The sequence below is a fragment of the Nostoc sp. genome (assembly GCF_036917275.1).
Lineage (GTDB): Bacteria > Cyanobacteriota > Cyanobacteriia > Cyanobacteriales > Nostocaceae > Nostoc.
This window is the reverse complement of sequence record NZ_JBALDF010000055.1, coordinates 136,633-153,136: the sequence shown is the minus strand read 5'-3', so window position 1 is coordinate 153,136 and position 16,504 is coordinate 136,633. Positions and strand designations below refer to the sequence as shown.

Here is a 16,504-nt window from a genome sequence, read left to right as displayed (position 1 = left end):
TATCCAGTTTATATAATATGATACCATCGGTTGCAGACAAAACTCCAATTCCAGCCAAGGTCTGGAGGCGACACACTGACCCACCAGGTTTGTGGATTTCTGTCGTTATAGGTTCAGTCTCTCTGCACTTGCTGGCGTTCTGGCTAATGCGCTCATCTAATGCATTTAGTTTGTGGTTTCCCCAGCAAAGTCAATCTGTTGTTCCCATTGAATTGATAGACATTGCTCCCAAAACAAAATCAATAACTAAATCAAAATCAACAGCAAAAACAGTTTCGCCAAAGCTACTATCCTCAACTCAAAAGTCTGTACCAGCACGTTCACTACAAACAGCACGAATAACGCCTAGAAATCAAGATTTTGGCGCAATAAATTCTGCTGAGAATCTCCAGCAAAAGAGCCGACCTTTTAGGCAGCAGAGAGTTCTTACAGCCACACCGAAACCTACATCTACACCTACACCTATAGCCACACCAAAACCTACAGTTCTAGTCGGTAGTCTACCTTGGAACCGCCGTCAAGAGATTAAACTGGGAAAGGGAACACTACTATCAACAGGTATTCCATCAAATCCACCAGTTTCGGAAGCTGAAAACAGAAAAACTCCGCCACGCACTCCCACTCAGGAAACTCCATCAACTCGAACTAGAGAAACTCCATCAACTCGAACTAGAGAAACTCCAGCAACTCAAACTAGGGAAACTCCATCAACTCAAACTAGGGAAACTCCATCAACTCGAACTAGGGAAACTCCATCAACTCGAACTAGAGAAACTCCAGCAACTCGAACTAGAGAAACTCCATCAACTCGAACTAGAGAAACTCCAGCAACTCCGACTAGGGAAACTCCAGCAACTCCGACTGGGGGAGCATCGGTAGCCATAGTAGCTCCTTTGCTTAGAGATAAAGTCAGTAACTTAATACAATCAGGAAGATTACGACAAGATGCTTTACCAGACGTTATCGCTTTATACAGGGGAAGCAACACAAAACAATTGGACTCAAGTTTTCTCCCTGGCGATTCCAAAGTAAAGCCTGCACAGATCCTTGCCAGCTTAGTAATTGATAACAAGGGCAACTTTCAACAGGCTTTAGTCATAGAAATAGAACCAGCAACATCACAAAGTGAAAAAAGCACATATGAGCGAATTCTCAACGAGGTTTTCAAAACAGAAAACTTTCTTGCCGCTCACAACAACGATGGTACAAAACCAGATTTGAGCAATCTGTATGTATGGATCAAAATCCAACCTGCCAATTCCAATTAAATGCTTCAGTTTTTGCAAAAACTGTGTTATATTTGTAGGGTTGGAATTTTGCGGGCGTAGTTTAGTGGTAAAACTATAGCCTTCCAAGCTATTAATGCGGGTTCGATTCCCGCCGCCCGCTTAGAAAAAACTCTTAAGTGTACTAGTTCAGCACAGTATAAATCCACCTGAGATTTTAATTAGACAAGGGGTAAAAATTTTATATTTAATTTCGCCTAGCTACTTATGTAGTTACCACACTACCTACAGGTAGATAATAAATAGCAAGGCAAGCCAACACTAATACTGCGCTGTGTGTCGGGCTATTTTTGATCGGGTGTCTAATCTGCCCAGTCAATGCAAGTCTGATGTTAAATAGCTTAATTATTGCTTTTCTTTACCAAGAAATAGCCATAATTGGTAAACAAATAAAAAAATAGAGGAATATCGCACAGCTTTAATTTCCGAGTATCCCTCATTGCTCTCACATCAACAATAGAAATATTTATCTATTTATCCAAATCTGCCGCTAACGTAATCTTTAGTATCTTGCTGCTGAGGATTGTTGAAAATTAGTTCTGTTGCGTCGTACTCTACCATGTACCCGTTACGACCTCCAGTTTCTGTAGTTTTAACATTAAAAAAGGCTGTCTTATCAGAAACTCGCGCTGCTTGCTGCATATTATGGGTGACGATAACGATCGTATATTGCTCTTTAAGTTGGTGAATAAGTTCTTCAACCCGTAACGTGGAAATGGGGTCGAGGGCAGAGCAAGGTTCATCCATTAATATAACTTCAGGTTGGACTGCGATCGCTCTTGCAATACATAACCTCTGTTGTTGTCCACCTGATAAAGACGAGCCACTTTGTCGCAGTTTATCTTTTACTTCGTCCCACAAAGCCGCTTGCCGCAAACTCCGTTCTACCAATTCATCCATATTACCTTTGTAGCCGTTGATTTTGGCTCCAAAAGCAATATTGTCATAAATTGATTTTGGAAACGGGTTTGGTCTTTGAAACACCATCCCAATTCTCCGACGCACTTCTACAGGATCAATGTCGGATGCATACAAATTTTTATCGTAAAAAAGTATTTTACCTTCTGCTCGAAATGACTCAATCAGGTCATTGAGGCGGTTATAGCATCGCAACAATGTACTTTTACCACAACCAGAAGGGCCGATAAAGGCTGTCACCTGATTTTTCGGTATATCTAGCCAAATATTCTGCAAGGCTAAAAATTTGCCGTAGTAAACGTTGAGGTTTTCGGTGCGTAAAACGGTTTGAGTATCATTCACTGTGCTAACATTGGTAGCCATAAATTAAGTGCAGTATTAGTTTTAACGATACAAATCCGCCATGTAAATTGCTATTTCACTAAGCTTTCTTACGAGTTGCCCAGCGGGCGATGATACTTGTGATTAGAACCATCAATACCAAAATCAAAGATGCTGCCCAAGCTAGTGATTGCCAATTTTTAAACGGAGAAATAGCGTATTTGTAAACCAAAACAGCAAGGGAAGCTGTTGGTTGGAATAAGCTATCGGGCCAAAAATTGGAAAAAAGGGCGGTAAATAGTAAAGGTGCGGTTTCTCCAGATGCTCTGGCGATCGCTAGCGTTGCCCCAGTTACAATTGCTGGTAGAGCGGCTGGCAAAACTACTTGACTAACTGTTTGAAAGTTAGTTGCTCCTAAACCTACAGATGCTTGTCGCAAATCTTGCGATACTAACTGCAAGGCTTCATCAGTGGTTCGGACAATAATTGGCAACATCAAAATTGCCAGTGCAAACCCTCCACCTAGAGCAGAATATGATCCTAAGTTTAACTTTACCAGTGTCAAAACTACAATGCCATAGGCAAATACCCCAGCAATAATTGACGGGACTCCACTCAGCACGTTAGCCGCAAAACGTACCCCTCTCGCCACTTGGGCGGAGCTAAATTCTGTGATGTAAATTGCCGCTAAAACACCAAACGGGATACTAATCACCGCCGCAATTCCTACCATCAGCAGCGTGCCTAAAACTGCATTACCAAAGCCTCCTCCCTTTTGTAAAGCTTTGGGTGGCAGTTCAAAAAATACACTGGGACTCAAACTGCTAAAGCCTTGAATAATGACGTAAGAAAGCACTGCTAGCAAAGGCACAAGTGCCAATACCCCACAGATAAATGCGATTACGGTCATTACTGTATTAAACAGTGTTCTTTGAGACATGGGAGCGCGAGTTAGACTGCGCTCTGGAAAACTAGAAGTCATAATTCAACCCAAAACTAAGCTACAGTCGCTTGACTCTTAGAACGATAAACTCGGCCATGATATTTACTACCAGGGTCAAGAAGAATAGAACTAAAGCAGCGTACATTAAAGCCGAAACTTGCAAACCACTAGCTTCTGAAAATTGATTTGCTAGTAGAGAAGAAATCGTATTGCCTGGTGCTAACAGTGAGATACTAATGTTGTTGGAATTACCAATTAACATTGTTACAGCCATTGTTTCTCCCATTGCCCGACCGAGTGCCAACATCACAGCACTAACTATCCCTGAAAAGGCTGCTGGAACCAGAATTTGCAAAATCGTTTCCCATCGGGTTGCTCCTAGTCCTACGGCGGCTTGACGCAAACTGGGGGGTATAGAAATCAAGGCATCGCGTGATAGGGCTGTGATGATGGGCAAAGTCATAATTGCTAATATGACTCCCGCTGGCAACATTCCTGGCCCTGTAGGGGGGGTGCTAAAAAATGGTATCCAGCCAAAGTAACTATTGAGCCATTTTCCCAAGTTAGTTAAGATAGGCACTAAAACAAAAATACCCCAGACGCCGTAAACAACGCTGGGAATAGCTGCGAGCAGTTCTATAGCAAAAACCAGTACCAACTTCACTTTTGCGGGTAAAAAATCCTCACTTAGTACAATAGCCGTACCAACCCCTATCGGTACAGCTATCAACAGACCAATAAAAGAACTCAAGAGAGTTCCATAAATTTGAGGTAGCACCCCGTAGCTATCATTAACTGGGTTCCAAGTCGTGTTAGCTAAAAAGCTAGCCCCAAACTTTTGGATGGCAGGCCAAGAAGCAATTGCAACCTGCAAGCCAATCCATAATAAAGTGGCAGCAACCCCAAAGGCGAAAATTTTAGTAAGCCAAATAAAACCCTGATCTAGAGATTTTTCTACATCAGAGCGATTTTTTGTCGCTGATGAAATGTTTTGAGAATTTGTAGTCATGACTACCGACTTTCACAATTAAATCAGAAGAAAATGTAGGAGGCAACCAGATCAACAAAATTGTTGCTTCATCGTTTTTTGAAACTGAGACACTGGTAACACAGAGTTTCAAGTTACGAATGCTTATAGTCTCGTAAGCAGCCTAAAAATTATTGTCTAGGAATACCTCATGTCTTGACTGTGGCTACTTGCTAGCGCTAGTACCACTACCGACAGCAATTTTATAATCTGGACTAATTTGATCGGCAGCAGCAGCCACCTTTGTGATCACGTTTTCGGGTAGAGGAATATATCCTAGTGTAGTAGCCTGCTTTTGACCATCGGTTAAGGCGTATTCGATCGCAGCTTCAACTGCCTTAGCTTTTGCCGCATTGGGATATTTCTTGTAAGCCAAAATCCAGGTGTAAGTGACGATAGGATAGGAATCAGCCCCTTCTGGATCGGAAATGAAGACGCGGAGATCAGGGGGTAGAGTTACTGATGCCAGAGTTTTAGAGGCTGACTCCTCACTAGCTACAATGAACTTACCGCCTTTGTTTTCCAAAGCAGCAAACTTGAGACTATTTTGTTTGGCATAGCCATACTCGACATAACCAATAGAACCTTGTGTTTGTTGAATTTGGGCAGTAACACCCTCATTCCCCTTAGCACCAACTCCCGTAGGCCAGTTGACAGTTTTGCCTTCACCAACTTTAGTCTTCCACTCCGGGCTAACAGCGCTGAGGTGTTTTGTAAACACACCTGTTGTTCCGCTACCATCTGAACGATAAACAACTGTGATGGGCAGTTTAGGAAGCTTTGCACCTGGGTTAGCCTTGGCAACTTGCGGATCATCCCAAGACTTGATTTTGCCTAGTAGAATATCGGCGTAAACGGCTCGTGGTAGTTTTAGTTCTGCAACATCTGGCAAGTTGTAAGCTAGCACGATGCTACCAGCAGTTACAGGTAGTAAAATAACGCCTCTATCTGCTGGCACCTTCTGGATTTCTTCATCCTTCATGGCAACATCGCTGGCACCAAAGTCTACAGTCCCTTTGATAAATTGCTCAACTCCAGCACCGCTACCAACTGAGGCATAGTCAACTTGCAGATTTGGATATTTTTTATTTAGATCCGTAAACCATGTATCATACAGTGGTGCTGGGAAAGACGCACCAGCCCCGCTTAATTTTATATTTCCACCCAAATCTAATTTGGTTGGGCTGGAGGCAGTAGTATCTGTAGCAGTACCAGAAGGTGTGTCCTTGGTGGCTGTATTATCTGAGTTTTGCTGTCCGCCACATGCAGCTAGGCTGATTGTCAGTGCTAACACTGAAATTGAACCTGTGAGGCGATGAATTTTCATTACACTAAGACGTGAGGGCATCGCTATCAATTTGAGTAACTTTGCAGGTGAGCGCTTCTAAGGATACCCCTAAAGGATAATGGTTAAGGTAAAGGTTAGGTTAATAAAGCAAAAAAATGCTTGTTTTTTTTTGATGAAGAACAAACACTCGTTTCTACTTTTGCTTGATAAAATTAATACTGCTGCTTTAGTTATCCGTTACAAAAAGTACCACAGTAATTTTGTTACAGATATTTACAAAACTCTATAAATAATGTAAATTTATTGGTCAAGTCATAAAAAAATATGTAAATGTGGTATTATCTCAAACTTAATAAATTTGGGAATTTATGAAATTTGTTTCTGTTTATCAGTTTAAACAGACTTAAAGTCATAATTAAACAATCTAAGTTTAGCCAGTGAACTTATTGTTCAAAGAAAGCAGAAAATAATAAATTGCCTATTTTTATAAAGAGGAGGCGGGGCGATCGCTAAAAAATAGTGAATTAAGGAATTATCTTTAACACTTTGTAGCATAATTTGGCGCTGAATCTAAAAACTTAGTTTGAATCCTAAATTTTGCTAATTTGAACACCTATTAGGTCAAATACCATAATCAGACTACGCTTCAGTCAATAAAATTACAGCTATAGACACCTAAGTTATAATTCGCAGAACTGAAAAGTTACATACCAAAAAGGCAAAAAAAATATGCTAATTCTTAGAGGATGTTTGAGAAGTCGTAGAGTATACCAGAAACCCCACTTTCATTCCTTTAACAGAAGTGGATAGAGGCTTTTAAACCCCCATTGCCTTGTAGGGAAGGCTTGCTTGCGGGGTTAAGTTTCTGAAGTTTTGATGTTAGCAATAATACTTTTCAAGCATCCTTTTAGAGGTGTCAGTACAAATTTAATTTCAATGTTAATGAACATATTAGTTGCTGTTGGTTTTCTCTTTTGCCTTTCCCCGGTTGCCTGATAAATGTTTGCTGCTTCCAATCAATTACTATGGTCTATGATTGGCTTACTCCTGACAATGGGTGGTACCTTCCTAGAAGCTTATGGCATCACCTTACCTTGGAATTGGAGTAAGCACGGAATTCAGACTTTTTCTTTAGGTGTCACTTTTCAAATTGGCGCAGTACTGTTGGTGGGTTGTTTAGGGGGCAAAAGTGCCGGTGCGCTCTCGCAAATTGCCTATTTAGTGATGGGGTTAACCTTATTACCTGTATTTGCCGATGGTGGTGGTCTTGGTTATGTTAAGCTATCTCAGTTTGGTTATCTACTAGGTTTTATTCCTGGAGCTTGGATTTGTGGTTTCTTCGCCTTCAAAGCTAGACCTCGACTCGAAACTCTCGCCTTTAGTTGCATCTGTGGCTTATTAACTCTCCACCTATGGGGTATTACTTATTTAATTATTAGCTATATTTTTCAGTGGAAAGGTACAGAAAATCTACCATTAATGCAAGCAATCCTAAAATATTCCTGGTTTGCACTACCAGGGCAATTAAGTGTAGTTTGTGCCGTTACCGTAATAGCATATGTATTGCGTCACTTAATGTTTTATTAGTTATGGAGGGGCTAGAAATTTAAAATTCTTCTAATCCCTATACCCTAGTCCCTATACCCTAGTCCCTAGTCCCTAGTCCCTAGCCCCTAGTTTCATGCGTTTAAAAAATCGCCTTTTCTGGATCGCTGCCTTCATAGCTTTTTTCTTAGACCAAATAACAAAATACTGGGTGGTGCAAACCTTTAGCTTGGGACAGACACTACCACTTTTACCTGGAATATTTAACTTCACCTATGTCACTAACACTGGTGCCGCTTTTAGTCTGTTAAGTGGGAAAGTAGAGTGGTTGCGCTGGCTATCTTTAGGAGTGAGTTTAGTATTGATAGGCTTGGCCTTATTTAGTCCAATGTTAAATTTGTGGGATCAGTTAGGCTATGGCTTGATTTTAGGTGGAGCTATGGGCAACGGTATTGATCGCTTTGTTTTAGGCTATGTCGTTGATTTTCTGGATTTTCGCCTGATTAACTTTGCTGTATTTAATGTGGCAGATTCATTTATTAGTATCGGTATTGTTTGCCTGTTAATTGCTTCTTTGCAAAAAACACCGACTTCAACTGGCAGGCCCCATTAAACTATTAAGCCTGGGATGATTAATCCCAGGCTATTTGCTCAGTCCTATATGCCAAGACTTTATCTATAGTTCCAGCAATTGTAATTTGTCATCTTACACCAGTTTGCATAACTGGTGCAAGAGGTCAAGATGCAGCGGCGATCGCCAATGACAAACTAGTATTCGGATTATGCCCCAGATTTTAATTTAATTGCCTGTGGTAGGAGTTTTTGGCGAACTTGGAGTACTGGGAGAGTTTCCTGGTTCGGTAGTGCTGCCAGGAGTACCAGACTCAGGTGGAGTTGTTGAGCTTCCTGGTTCGGGATTGATTTCAGTAGTACCAGACTCAGGTGAAGTTGGGTTTCCTGGTACAGTACTGCTGCCAGGAATGCTAGATCCAGGTGGAGTAATGCTTCCTGGTGCTGGAGTTAAGTTGCCAGGAGCGCCAGGTTGAGATGGGGTGAGGGTTCCTGGTTCAGTAGGACTGCCAGGAGCGCCAGGTTGAGATGGGGTAATGTTTCCTGATCCTGGAGTTAAGTTGCCAGGTTCAGATGGGGTAGGGGTTCCTGATCCTGGAGTGGTTTCGGGAGTGCTAGATCCAGGTGGTGTTTTGGTTCCTGGTCTGGTTCCTGGTGCAGTTGTACTATCTGGAGTAGTGGTGCTACTGGGCGTGGTTTCTGCTGGTGTAGCGCTACTAGGGACGACTGCTGTGCCGCCGGGACAGCGGGAGTTGAGCGGAAAATACTCGCACAGAATTTTCATCCCTTCTGGCGACATCTTGATTTCCGTTGGTGCACTAGTAGAGTCGCTACTTGATTGGGCTATGGGGGATTTACTAGATTCGGCTACGGCAATATTAGTGGTGAGAGCCAAAAATAGAGCTGTACCAATCAGGCTCAGAGATTTTCCCATCATTCTAAAATTAACCTCAACGGAACACTCGACCCATTAAAACAGACAATGAGATTTATAAAATCTTCCTAAATGAAGATATTTAGGTTTGTTTCAGAATGTGTGGATATGTAAAATCGGTAAAAATTAAATCTGTTGTTTTTTAACAATTAGTGTTTAAAAATACAAGATTAAAAAATAAGCTTGTAGTTACTTAACTAGTAATAGTAGATGAAATAAGTCTTTGAGAATATATAAAAAATTTCTGCCTCTGGAAATAAGTGATAAAGATAACAAATTAATTACAAATGCAAAGTAAAATTAAGTATAAAATAGAGCAAAAAATTCCGTATATCTAATTTATGCTTTGGCTTATGAGTAAAATGATGAAAGACTAACATCTAAATTGTAATTCGCCCGATTCTTCACTAAAAAGTGTGATGTGAATAGCCGATGAGTTCACCCCAACCCCCTCACAAGCCACAAACGTTACTAGGTCAACTGACTCAAGCAGTACATACGATTCAAGCTAGGGTCGATTTTTCCAAATTGGCGCTCAAGCCTAATGCCAAGGTACCGGAACTTTGGGTGCAGGATGCGGGGGCGGATAAGGCAGAGGTATATCCACTGTTGGGCGATCGCTATATTCTAGGTCGTAGCTCTAAATCCAGCGATATCGTCATCCGTAACCCTGTTGTCAGCCAAATTCACCTATCGCTATCGCGGAATTCTACTCAGCGTACACCAGTTTTCATTATCAAAGATGAAAACTCCACCAATGGCATTTATCGTGGCAAGCGTCGTGTCAATTCCCTGGAACTGCGTCACGGCGATATTTTCACACTGGGTCCTCCAGAACTTGCCGCTTCTGTGCGGTTGCAATACGTCGATCCACCAGCCTGGTATGTCAAAGCTGCAAGTTTGACAGCTTATGGTGTCGGTGGTGTCAGTGCCCTGTTAGCGTTAGTAATTGGCGTTGAATGGCTGAAATTTTCAGTTAAACCTTTACCTACAGCTACACGCGCCCCAGTAGTTGTTTACGCTCGTGATGGAGCCACCCCGCTAAGAGAGCCTCGAACTATCTCTCACGTAGATATAAAGCGATTAGAGGAATTTGGCCCTTATTTGTCTGCTGCGGTGGTGGCTTCAGAGGATAGTCGTTATTACTGGCACTTTGGTGTTGACCCTCTGGGGATTTTACGAGCCGTGTTGATCAATAGCCGTAGCGGAGATGTGCAACAAGGAGCCAGCACTGTTACCCAGCAAGTTGCCCGCAGTTTGTTCCGCGAGTATGTAGGCAGACAGGATACCCTTGGACGCAAACTGCGGGAGGCAGTTGTCGCCCTGAAGTTAGAAACCTTTTACAGCAAAGATGAAATTTTGCTGATGTACTTAAATCGGGTTTTTTTGGGGGGAGATACCTCTGGCTTTGAAGATGCATCCCGGTATTACTTTGAGAAGTCGGCTAAAGAATTAACTTTGGCAGAAGCAGCAACATTGGTAGGAATTCTACCAGCTCCCAACGCTTTCGATTTTTGTGGGGATGGGCCAAATAAGCTAGAAGCAGCCGAATACCGGAATCGCGTGATTAAGCGGTTACTGGAGATGGGCAAAATTAAACCTGAAGATGCGAACCGAGCCAGACGCTCGACTGTCCAAGTTAGTCCTAAAGTTTGTGAGCAGCAAGCTAAGACGATCGCTCCTTATTTTTACAGCTACGTCTTCTCTGAACTTGAATCAATCTTGGGGGAGGGAGCCGCAAAGGAAGGGAATTATATCATTGAAACCCAGCTTGATCCAGCGATTCAGAGCAAAGCAGAATCAGCATTGCGAAATTCAGTCAACAATGGTGGTAGAAGTTTTAATTTTTCTCAAGGGGCGCTGGTCACCCTTGACTCCAGTACTGGCAGCATTTTGGCAATGGTGGGCGGGACTGATTACAAAAAAAGTCAGTTCAATCGCGCTGTTCAAGCCAAAAGACAACCAGGTTCTACTTTCAAAATCTTTACTTACACCGCCGCTATTCAACAGGGGATTCCAGAATCAAAAAGTTATTCTTGCGCCCCTTTAACTTGGCAAGGCTTTACTTACAAACCCTGTCGTGCTGGTGCTGACACTAGTTTAGATATTGCCACGGGGCTTGCCCTTTCAGAAAATCCCATCGCCCTACGAGTTGCCAAAGAAATCGGGCTGGATAAAGTGGTGGCAATGGCGCAGCGTTTGGGAATAAAGTCAACCCTTGATCCGGTTCCTGGCTTGGTACTAGGTCAAAGTGTCGTCAATGTTTTGGAAATGACTGGTGCTTTTGGCGCTATTGGCAATCGTGGCGTGTCAAATCCTCCCCATGCGATTAACCGAATTTTAGATAGTGGTGATTGCCGCGATCGCAATGATATCAAAACCTGCCGTGTCATCTACTCCTTCGACCAAAATACAGATGCCAACAAACGAGTGCTGCCAAATGGTGTAGCCGATGAAATGACTAGTTTGATGCGCGGCGTCATCACAAGAGGTACTGGTCGAAGTGCTGCCATTGGACTGGGGGAAGCTGGGAAAACAGGCACGACTGATAAAAACGTTGACTTATGGTTCATAGGTTTTATCCCCAGTCGGCGGCTTGTAACTGGTGTTTGGCTGGGAAACGACAATAATTCCCCTACATCTGGTAGCAGTGCCCAAGCAGCACAGTTGTGGGGAAATTATATGCGGAGAATTACTCGCTAAACGGGTATGGGGCATTGGGCACTTGTACTGAACTAGCTCAGTACAAGTGCCCAATTACTGATATCCCTGCCAAGGCATAACTTCAAGTTTGCCGTTAGGCTTGAATATCACTTGGAAGTGGGCGAGAGGTTCTTTATTGTTGGGAGCTGCTACATTGGAACCGTAAATAGCGTTGAACATCTTCGGAAGGGGTGTTTCTCGAAAATAGTCAAAGGCGACTTGGTTGAGTGGTTCATAGTCAGCAATTACACCATCTTTGTTGACTGCTACCCGGTATTTCAAATCTCGCGTAAAGGTGGGGGTACCACTCCAGGTTTGCCGAACTGTACTATAAAGCTTTTGGTTTAAACCTTTGACTATATTAGAGTCAGTAATTTTTGCACCCACTACCTCTGGCGTCCTCGCATATCCTCGCCAAGGGCTAACTTCTAGTACACTTTGTGTATTAAATACTACTCGAAATTGGGCGATTGGTTCATTGGAAATAGGAGCGCGGTTAGCTGGATTGTAAAGTACGTTAGGCAGAGGAGTTTGACCTACTCCTAGATTCGCCTCTTTATTGACTGCTTTATAACCGATAATCGCTCCATCTGCGGCTACACCCAGACGATAGATCAAATCCTGTTGCAATCCTGAACGATTAGTCCAAGCTGGATGAATTTGGTTGTACACTTGACGATTCAATGCACGCAGTTGGGATGGATCAGTAATTTCTGGAACTGTATTTAAAAGTGCTTCTAAATCTTTAACTGCCGGCTTTACATTAGCTGTAGGCTTTGGTGTGGGCGTTGCAGCAGCTACGGGAGTTACAGCAGCTGATGCTGGAGGAGTGATATTGTTTATTCTAGAGCTAGTTTGCTCATTTGGTTTAGGCTGCGGTGGACGCATTTGGGGAGGTGGAATCAAGTTAAAGGCGATCGCTGCTACTGCTAAACTTGACACACCCACAGCAGCAGGAACAGCCTGCCTGATTAAAGCTTGACTAGCACCGCCATAACGTCTGGTAACTGGTTGTAGTTCTAGGGAAAGTTCAGGTAAAGTTTGGCTATCAGCAAAAAACTGATCCACTGCTTCGACTAAATCAAACAACTGCACTGTATTCAAATCTATTTCAATCGGCGGACGTTTAGAATTGTTAGAGTGATCGAACCCCTCTGGAGCACCTTCGGAATGTATAATTAACCTGTGTCGGTTGCTGTCAACTTTTTGAAACTCAACTAGCTCCGATTCCTGGTTATGTGCTTGCGGATTAGGTACACTACTTAAAAATTCTTGGGCATATCCACTAACAGCCCTCACCAAACTTTCAAAAAATTCCCGCCCTCCCGTTAGGGGTTGATTATAACCAGATAAATAGCATTCTGCATTTACCAATATTGATAATTCCGGGCGCATTTCCTGGAAGTGTGCAACCCTGCTGACATCACTTAACCCTTCTAAAAGCAGTGTACAATTAGGTAGACTGTACTTACGTTGAATATTCATTCTACTTCACCGTCAAAAAGACTAATCCAGAACCGCTGCATTCCAGCTGTACCAGTACAAAATAGTAATTGTCCTAACAAATTTATTGCTAACTGATCTAATTTTTCATCAGAACTTAATGCCAGTACGCCGGAACGTCGAGCATTCATCCGGCTCTTAAAATGCGCTCTAAACCGTTCTAAGTAATTAGATAGGCGCAAATTCTGTTCTAATGGAATCTGCTTTTCTTCCATTTGTTGACATATCATTAGTAACTGGCGGATGACAACAGTTAAACGCCGCGCTATGTAGCAAGCAATGACCACCAGAGCTTTTGCTTCCATGATAGTTAAAGGACGACGCATATGCGCTCTTCGTAGCGGGTTAGAGCTACGCATCCGCCATAAATTCACCCTATCTTTAACAATTCCTTTAAGATCCAACTCTTGGGCAAAAGTTAGGATTGCTTCAGAACCACCAAGCTCTAAAGCTTCAATTGCCAATAAAATTAGGTCAATTTGCAACCGCGTTCTCCGAGGACACGTCTTAGAAGCGATCGCAGGATCTGGTAAAGTGTCCAGAATCATCGGCAGTGATTCTTGGGTTGAAATGTTGAACGGCGTTAAACTTGCTGAGACATTCATTCTATAAATACCTTGTGCGGTTCCAACAGACTAAGTAAAACAAATTTAAAATCGGTAGCCAAAACTTGAACATTAGACTTGTAGTAGTATGACTACCTGATATATACATTACTTAACTCTTTCTACTCAAAGTTTTCCCTATATTGAAATCAAAGTTTTAAAACATAAGTTAATTCACCTCATTTATTAGTGCAATACCTTTTCTAGCTTGGTTTAGATTCTAATTATCGTCAATCAAGGGCGAAGCTTCAGCCTCGACCCCCAGCGTATGACATTATAGTGTACGATTTTTCAGGGATCTGAAATTGAAGATTGGGGAGCCACTGCGTTTCCGGGGTTCTTGCGGTTGTTCGCGTTGAGAAAGCCTCTCTAAGAGTTGCGTCTTTGAACAGGAGAAGCAAGTGGCGTAATTGGGCATTTGTCAATAATCAATAGTTCTTTCTTCCCCTGCAACGCCAGATCCCTCACTCCTCCACTCTCCATTCCCCATGTCCCATTCCCCAATCCCTATTCTTATGGATTTGAAGTCTCTCGTTCGTGACATCCCAGATTTCCCCAAACCCGGAATTTTATTTCGGGATATTACTACGCTGCTGCGCGATCCAGAGGGACTGCGCTATACTATTGACTTTTTAACACAAAAATGCAACGAAGCTGGGATCAAGACGGATTATGTCATTGGTATGGAGTCGAGGGGATTCATTTTTGGCTCACCTTTGGCTTATAAATTAGGAGCTGGTTTTATTCCTGTCCGCAAAAGAGGGAAGTTACCAGCAGCGGTTCACTCAATTGAATATCAACTAGAGTATGGTACAGACTGCTTAGAAGTGCATCAAGACGCTTTACACCAAGGTAGCCGAGTTTTGATTGTGGACGATTTGATTGCTACGGGTGGAACTGCGAGTGCAACAGCAAAGTTAGTGCAGAAAATTGGCTGCGAACTAGTAGGGTTTGGGTTTATTATCGAGCTACGGGATTTAGAAGGGCGTAAATATTTGCCGGACGTACCGATTATCTCTCTGATTGAATATTAGTCATTGGTCATTAGATAAAAGGACAAAAGACAAATGACATCTACGAGAATTTCCTTGGAGACAGGTCGGGATTGGCTAATCAGGCTAGTCACGAGCGAAACTTTTATTTATGTGGTAAAGCGGATATTGCAGGCACTACTGACTTTGTTTTTGGCGTCAGCGTTGTCGTTTTTCATTATTCAACTCGCTCCAGGGGATTATGTAGATACGCTGCGGCAAAACCCGAAGATATCTCCAGAAAGAATTGAGGAAATCAAGCGGCAGTTTGGTCTGGATAAGTCTTGGCCAGAGCAATTTTGGCTATGGCTATGGCGAATCTTGACAAAAGGGGATTTTGGCACGAGTTTTATTTATCAACGTTCAGTGGCATCGCTGTTGTGGGAACGGGTACCAGCGACTTTGCTATTAGCGATCGCATCTCTAATTGTCACATGGGCGATCGCCATCCCTCTAGGGATTTTTGCTGCTGTTAATCAAAATAAGCTATCAGACCGAATTTTACAGGTGATTAGCTACACTGGACAAGGCTTTCCCAGTTTCATCACTGTCTTAGCACTGCTGGTTTTAGCCCAACTCACCTCGCCTTTATTCCCAGTGGGTAGTATGACTAGCATTAATCACTCAGAACTGACGTGGTTTGGCAGAATCTTAGATGTTGGCTGGCACATGATTTTACCCACGATCGCCCTCTCAATTACTAGTTTTGCTGGTTTACAACGCATCACTCGTGGCGAATTATTGGATGTGCTGCGTCAAGATTATATCCAAACGGCTCGTGCCAAAGGTCTACCAGAAAACCGCGTCATCTACGTTCATGCACTCCGTAATGCGATAAATCCCTTGATTACCTTATTGGGTTTTGAATTAGCTGGTTTATTAAGCGGTGCCTTCATTGCGGAATATTTCTTCAACTGGCCCGGTTTAGGGAGGTTGACTATACAGGCTTTACAAGCTCAAGATTTATATTTGTTAATGGCAAGCTTGGTAATGGGCGCAGTCTTGCTGATTGCTGGTAATTTAATCGCCGATTTAATGTTAAAAGCCGCCGATCCTCGCATTCGCTTAGAAAATCTCAATTAGTCATTCCCCATTTCTCCCCATCTCATCTCCATGCTGTCCGAAGTCTATTACTTGGTGCGCTCAAAAACTGACGGTAATTATCTCATAGCTCGTCCTGACACCGAAACATCAGGTTATTTATTGCTGTTTAAGGAAAACTTTGATGCCCTTAGTTATCTCAACACCCATGCGGCAGAAGTGGCAAATCGCTTTGCAGTAGAATCTATTGCGCGTACACAGTTGGGAAACTTGCTCAAACGCTGGGGTTTTAGCGGTGTGGGTATTGTCACTGATCCCTTATTGCCCAAGGTTGAGTTTTTGCAGCACAGTTAAATTTATGGATTAGCGTAGACGCTTCTTTAGCCTGTCGTCAGACATCGCTTGCTAATTTATTTAAGTAAATAATTATGCGATCGCTAAGTAGCCTCTCGTAGACATCGCACAAGTAAAATTAGGTGATATGTCCGTCAATCATTTCATAACGGTTACCGTTATCTGGAAACAACTCTAAATCGGCGGTAGTCCAGCGCACTCTCTCAGATATCGGCTGGTTCATAAACCATGACTATTGAAGGATTTACCAATTTTAAGGAACGTGGATTAAATAAAATACAAAACTTCATCCTGTATCTAGCTTCCCTCTCCTTTACAAGGAGAGGGATTGAGGGTGAGGTAAGCTAGGGACATAAATTGTGTGTTATTTAATTCTTGTTCCTAACCTAAGATTGACAGGATTTATTCAGCCCGCGCAGGCGGGCTTGGTTTGTG

General features: G+C 42.7%; 14 protein-coding genes and 1 tRNA gene. 8 read left to right on the top strand and 7 right to left on the bottom strand.

Annotated elements, in window-relative coordinates; all coding sequences use genetic code 11:
- Positions 1-17 precede the first annotated feature (17 nt).
- The gene (locus V7K35_RS20505) at positions 18-1,268 is read left to right on the top strand and encodes a hypothetical protein (RefSeq protein WP_335081071.1); all 1,251 of its coding nucleotides are present in this window, start codon (positions 18-20) and stop codon (positions 1,266-1,268) included.
- Positions 1,269-1,318: 50 nt separating this feature from the next.
- Positions 1,319-1,389: transfer RNA gene (locus tag V7K35_RS20500), tRNA-Gly, on the top strand.
- Positions 1,390-1,760: 371 nt separating this feature from the next.
- On the opposite strand, the gene pstB is transcribed toward V7K35_RS20500, so the two are convergent.
- From pstB to pstS, 4 genes are all read right to left on the bottom strand, one after another.
- A complete protein-coding gene (gene pstB, locus V7K35_RS20495) occupies positions 1,761-2,567 on the bottom strand; it encodes a phosphate ABC transporter ATP-binding protein PstB (protein WP_334794310.1) in 807 nt (268 codons plus the stop codon).
- A gap of 58 nt (positions 2,568-2,625) precedes the next feature.
- Complete coding sequence (gene pstA, locus V7K35_RS20490) at positions 2,626-3,507, bottom strand: phosphate ABC transporter permease PstA (protein WP_335081069.1); 882 nt, start codon at positions 3,505-3,507, stop codon at positions 2,626-2,628.
- 19 nt (positions 3,508-3,526) lie between these two features.
- Positions 3,527-4,477 (bottom strand): phosphate ABC transporter permease subunit PstC, encoded by a 951-nt coding sequence (gene pstC, locus V7K35_RS20485; RefSeq protein ID WP_335081067.1) that lies wholly within the window; start codon positions 4,475-4,477, stop codon positions 3,527-3,529.
- A 184-nt stretch (positions 4,478-4,661) separates the two neighbouring features.
- The gene (gene pstS / locus V7K35_RS20480) at positions 4,662-5,843 is read right to left on the bottom strand and encodes a phosphate ABC transporter substrate-binding protein PstS (protein WP_335081065.1); all 1,182 of its coding nucleotides are present in this window, start codon (positions 5,841-5,843) and stop codon (positions 4,662-4,664) included.
- Between the two features lie 939 nt (positions 5,844-6,782).
- On the opposite strand from pstS, the gene V7K35_RS20475 reads away from it, so the two are divergent.
- Positions 6,783-7,370: a biotin transporter BioY gene (locus V7K35_RS20475; protein ID WP_334794315.1), complete on the top strand. Its 588-nt coding sequence runs from the start codon at positions 6,783-6,785 to the stop codon at positions 7,368-7,370.
- Positions 7,371-7,464: 94 nt separating this feature from the next.
- Complete coding sequence (gene lspA, locus V7K35_RS20470) at positions 7,465-7,941, top strand: signal peptidase II (RefSeq protein ID WP_335081062.1); 477 nt, start codon at positions 7,465-7,467, stop codon at positions 7,939-7,941.
- A gap of 186 nt (positions 7,942-8,127) precedes the next feature.
- On the opposite strand, the gene V7K35_RS20465 is transcribed toward lspA, so the two are convergent.
- Positions 8,128-8,835 carry a hypothetical protein gene (locus V7K35_RS20465; RefSeq protein ID WP_335081060.1) on the bottom strand — a complete coding sequence of 236 codons (708 nt, stop codon included), beginning with the start codon at positions 8,833-8,835 and terminating at the stop codon, positions 8,128-8,130.
- 429 nt (positions 8,836-9,264) lie between these two features.
- On the opposite strand from V7K35_RS20465, the gene V7K35_RS20460 reads away from it, so the two are divergent.
- Entirely contained in the window at positions 9,265-11,535 is a 2,271-nt protein-coding gene (locus tag V7K35_RS20460) for a transglycosylase domain-containing protein (RefSeq protein ID WP_335081058.1), read from the top strand.
- A 54-nt stretch (positions 11,536-11,589) separates the two neighbouring features.
- Here the strand turns inward: V7K35_RS20460 and V7K35_RS20455 are convergent, their stop codons facing one another.
- Both V7K35_RS20455 and V7K35_RS20450 read right to left on the bottom strand, forming a co-directional pair.
- Positions 11,590-13,020: a DUF4335 domain-containing protein gene (locus V7K35_RS20455; protein ID WP_335081056.1), complete on the bottom strand. Its 1,431-nt coding sequence runs from the start codon at positions 13,018-13,020 to the stop codon at positions 11,590-11,592.
- On the bottom strand, positions 13,017-13,643 hold the full coding sequence (locus tag V7K35_RS20450; protein ID WP_334794320.1) for a DUF3038 domain-containing protein: 627 nt from the start codon (positions 13,641-13,643) through the stop codon (positions 13,017-13,019). The genes V7K35_RS20455 and V7K35_RS20450 overlap by 4 nt, the downstream gene beginning before the upstream one ends.
- A 515-nt stretch (positions 13,644-14,158) precedes the next feature.
- On the opposite strand from V7K35_RS20450, the gene V7K35_RS20445 reads away from it, so the two are divergent.
- From V7K35_RS20445 to V7K35_RS20435, 3 genes are read left to right on the top strand one after another with little or no spacing between them, the layout of a single operon-like run.
- On the top strand, positions 14,159-14,677 hold the full coding sequence (locus tag V7K35_RS20445) for an adenine phosphoribosyltransferase (protein ID WP_334968231.1): 519 nt from the start codon (positions 14,159-14,161) through the stop codon (positions 14,675-14,677).
- A 33-nt stretch (positions 14,678-14,710) separates the two neighbouring features.
- Positions 14,711-15,757: an ABC transporter permease gene (locus tag V7K35_RS20440; protein ID WP_335081054.1), complete on the top strand. Its 1,047-nt coding sequence runs from the start codon at positions 14,711-14,713 to the stop codon at positions 15,755-15,757.
- Between the two features lie 30 nt (positions 15,758-15,787).
- Complete coding sequence (locus tag V7K35_RS20435) at positions 15,788-16,069, top strand: hypothetical protein (RefSeq protein WP_335081052.1); 282 nt, start codon at positions 15,788-15,790, stop codon at positions 16,067-16,069.
- Positions 16,070-16,504: the final 435 nt, after the last annotated feature.

What these genes read in the sequence shown, in the direction of transcription:
- V7K35_RS20440 (WP_335081054.1), top strand. Translation starts at nt 14,711, where the DNA reads ATGACATCTACGAGAATTTCCTTGGAGACAGGTCGGGATTGGCTAATC.
- lspA (WP_335081062.1), top strand. Translation starts at nt 7,465, where the DNA reads ATGCGTTTAAAAAATCGCCTTTTCTGGATCGCTGCCTTCATAGCTTTT.
- V7K35_RS20475 (WP_334794315.1), top strand. Translation starts at nt 6,783, where the DNA reads ATGTTTGCTGCTTCCAATCAATTACTATGGTCTATGATTGGCTTACTC.
- V7K35_RS20455 (WP_335081056.1), bottom strand. Translation starts at nt 13,020, where the DNA reads ATGAATATTCAACGTAAGTACAGTCTACCTAATTGTACACTGCTTTTA.
- pstS (WP_335081065.1), bottom strand. Translation starts at nt 5,843, where the DNA reads ATGCCCTCACGTCTTAGTGTAATGAAAATTCATCGCCTCACAGGTTCA.
- pstC (WP_335081067.1), bottom strand. Translation starts at nt 4,477, where the DNA reads ATGACTACAAATTCTCAAAACATTTCATCAGCGACAAAAAATCGCTCT.
- V7K35_RS20465 (WP_335081060.1), bottom strand. Translation starts at nt 8,835, where the DNA reads ATGATGGGAAAATCTCTGAGCCTGATTGGTACAGCTCTATTTTTGGCT.
- pstB (WP_334794310.1), bottom strand. Translation starts at nt 2,567, where the DNA reads ATGGCTACCAATGTTAGCACAGTGAATGATACTCAAACCGTTTTACGC.
- V7K35_RS20445 (WP_334968231.1), top strand. Translation starts at nt 14,159, where the DNA reads ATGGATTTGAAGTCTCTCGTTCGTGACATCCCAGATTTCCCCAAACCC.
- V7K35_RS20450 (WP_334794320.1), bottom strand. Translation starts at nt 13,643, where the DNA reads ATGAATGTCTCAGCAAGTTTAACGCCGTTCAACATTTCAACCCAAGAA.
- pstA (WP_335081069.1), bottom strand. Translation starts at nt 3,507, where the DNA reads ATGACTTCTAGTTTTCCAGAGCGCAGTCTAACTCGCGCTCCCATGTCT.
- V7K35_RS20435 (WP_335081052.1), top strand. Translation starts at nt 15,788, where the DNA reads ATGCTGTCCGAAGTCTATTACTTGGTGCGCTCAAAAACTGACGGTAAT.
- V7K35_RS20505 (WP_335081071.1), top strand. Translation starts at nt 18, where the DNA reads ATGATACCATCGGTTGCAGACAAAACTCCAATTCCAGCCAAGGTCTGG.
- V7K35_RS20460 (WP_335081058.1), top strand. Translation starts at nt 9,265, where the DNA reads ATGAGTTCACCCCAACCCCCTCACAAGCCACAAACGTTACTAGGTCAA.